Source organism: Bacillus sp. P4_D3 (assembly GCF_056401855.1).
In genome coordinates this window covers 1-1,886 of the sequence record NZ_JBFUIN010000609.1, presented here as the reverse complement: position 1 = coordinate 1,886, position 1,886 = coordinate 1, and the positions used below count along the sequence as shown (strand labels likewise).

At 33.7% G+C, this 1,886-nt stretch carries 4 protein-coding genes; 2 read left to right on the top strand and 2 right to left on the bottom strand.

Features of this window, described 5'->3' with window-relative positions; translation table 11 throughout:
• Window positions 1-127: 127 nt before the first annotated feature.
• Both AC1DTM_RS24680 and AC1DTM_RS24675 read left to right on the top strand, forming a co-directional pair.
• Complete coding sequence (locus AC1DTM_RS24680) at window positions 128-253, top strand: hypothetical protein (protein ID WP_267864942.1); 126 nt, start codon at window positions 128-130, stop codon at window positions 251-253.
• Between the two features lie 96 nt (window positions 254-349).
• The gene (locus AC1DTM_RS24675; protein ID WP_088099078.1) at window positions 350-901 is read left to right on the top strand and encodes a GNAT family N-acetyltransferase; all 552 of its coding nucleotides are present in this window, start codon (window positions 350-352) and stop codon (window positions 899-901) included.
• A 43-nt stretch (window positions 902-944) separates the two neighbouring features.
• Here AC1DTM_RS24675 and AC1DTM_RS24670 read toward each other — a convergent pair whose 3' ends face one another.
• Together AC1DTM_RS24670 and cspD are read right to left on the bottom strand one after the other, a co-directional pair.
• The gene (locus AC1DTM_RS24670) at window positions 945-1,130 is read right to left on the bottom strand and encodes a cold-shock protein (RefSeq protein ID WP_000286202.1); all 186 of its coding nucleotides are present in this window, start codon (window positions 1,128-1,130) and stop codon (window positions 945-947) included.
• An 86-nt stretch (window positions 1,131-1,216) separates the two neighbouring features.
• The gene (cspD, locus tag AC1DTM_RS24665; protein ID WP_002012849.1) at window positions 1,217-1,420 is read right to left on the bottom strand and encodes a cold-shock protein CspD; all 204 of its coding nucleotides are present in this window, start codon (window positions 1,418-1,420) and stop codon (window positions 1,217-1,219) included.
• Window positions 1,421-1,886 lie beyond the last annotated feature (466 nt).

The window sequence follows — 1,886 nt, the reverse complement described above, 5'->3', positions numbered from 1 at the left end:
GGTTTAGGAGGGGCAATGAGATGCCCTTATCTTGAAGGCTGTTCAAAACAGAAATGGACTGCGAACGCTTAGTCAGTCAAGAATCCCACCCGTAAATCCGTAAGGATTCGGGCTTGCGACTTTAGTCGTGGGAGTCTCAAGTACTCTTGAAGCGAAAGAAATGATTCAATTAAATAAGAGGCAAAAGATTATTGATATTGGAACGGGTGCATTTGCTTCATTAGTAAGTGAAAATGAGGAAAAGCGTCACTAGAAATGTTTGATTTGTGGGACATTGAGGACTTTCCTAATTATAAATACTTTTTCTGCTATAATAAATTAGTAGAGAGAAAGGAGTGATCCTATGGTTATGGCATTTCCTATATTAGAAACGGAACGCTTGCGCTTAGTTGAAATAGAACAATCTTATTGTCAAAAAATATATGAAATATTCTCATTGGATGAGGTAACGTGTTATTACGGTATGAATTCTTTTACTGAGTTTGGACAAGCTTCACGTATGATTGAATCTTTTTCGAAAAATTACTTTGAGAAAAAGGCAATGCGTTGGGGGATTGTATTAAAAGACACAAATACTTTAGTAGGAACAATTGGATTAAATAATTTACAACTTTGGAGTAAACGCTCAGAGATTGGATATGATTTGCATCCTCGTTATTGGGGGAATGGTTATGCTTCTGAAGCTGCTCGAAAAATTATTACGTATGGATTTCGAGATTTAGGTTTATTTAGAATTGGAGCTATYACATATCCTGAAAATATAACTTCGTGTAATATGTTATCTAAATTAGGTTTTCAACAAGAAGGGCTGTTACGTGGATACATTCATCAAGGAAATAAACAACACGATGCATTAATGTATTCTATTGTACGAACAGATGTAGAGGATATTCATTATTAATAAAAAAGCCCCTCTTATTTAAAATAAGAGGGGCTTGTAAAAATCAACCTATTTTAGGTAATAAACGTTCTCCACTTTTCATACTACTTTTACATAAAGGGCATTTAGGCTCTTCTTCAAATGAAAAGTTCTTTCTCATCCATCCTAAACAATCCTCTGATTCACATTCCCAAACAGGGGTTTGTTCTGGTGGTACTTCTGCTACATCGTTCTTTCGATTGCGATACATGTAACCACTCCTTTTATGTAAAAATTTTTAGTTATATATTAAAAAGGTTGTTAACCGAGCTGGTAACAACCTTTTTATTGATTGAATTATAGCTTTACAACGTTTTTAGCTTGAGGTCCACGGTTACCGTCTTCAACTTCGAAGCTAACTTCTTGACCTTCGTCAAGAGATTTGAAGCCGTCGCCAGTGATAGCTGAGAAGTGAACGAATACGTCGCTACCGTCTGCAACTTCGATGAAACCGAAACCTTTTTCGCTGTTAAACCATTTTACTTTACCTGTTAATGTCATGGTAATGCCTCCTAAAATTTAAAAAGATTACAATATGATCGGCCTTATTCGATTGAAAATAAAAGTTCACATATTATCAAAAATCCATAAGGAGTACAAAATATTCCTGATTGATACTTGATAATATGCAAAGAAAATATAGTACTAAATTGACCTTAATTACTATCTTACAACAAATGGTGGGAAATAGCAAGTGTTGGGAAAATCAAGAAAAAATAGGGGGTTTTATAGCAAAAAGGCACAAAGACATCTCTTTTATTTATATATTATGCCTAATTTGGATTTATGCTAAACTGAGAACATTTTAATTAATAAGTATGTATAAGGGAAAGGATATATATATTTAAGAACAGTTGTGATTTATTTGTTTAGGAGGAGAGAATATTGCGAAATACTCAATTTAAAATAATCGAAGCTGCGAAAGAAGGAAGAATAAAAGTTCATCCTATTTTAGCTGTAATACTAG